Annotated in this window: 1 protein-coding gene; it reads right to left on the bottom strand. The window is 45.1% G+C overall.

Translation table 11 applies throughout. The annotated features are described in order from the left end of the window. Window positions 1-136: 136 nt before the first annotated feature. Window positions 137-308 (bottom strand): iron-sulfur cluster assembly accessory protein (locus CBX98_RS25930; protein ID WP_146192943.1); only part of this gene is annotated, 172 nt, incomplete at its 5' end.

The raw sequence follows: 308 nt of genomic DNA, 5'->3' as shown, positions 1-308 counted from the left end.
TATGAATTAACTCCAAGGCAAGACGATTACGCCTTACTTTGCCAGTACTTTCAACACTGGAAAGACCAACAAAAAAGCCGTCATCTCGACGGCTTTTTTATCTTCTATATCAGTTCACTACATGCGTAGAACAAACTTAAACAGAGAAACTTGCACCACAACCACAAGTCGTTGTCGCATTCGGGTTCTTCACAAAGAAACGCGAACCTTCGAGGCCAGAAGTGTAATCCACTTCACCGCCAACGAGGTATTGTAAGCTCATGGGATCGACGACCAATTGGACGCCTTGCTTCTCAACGGTGAAGTCG

Source organism: Vibrio sp. T9 (genome assembly GCF_003123985.1).
Classification (GTDB): domain Bacteria; phylum Pseudomonadota; class Gammaproteobacteria; order Enterobacterales; family Vibrionaceae; genus Vibrio; species Vibrio diabolicus.
Note: the sequence above shows the minus strand (reverse complement) of the source record. Positions and strands in the feature narration are given on the sequence as shown.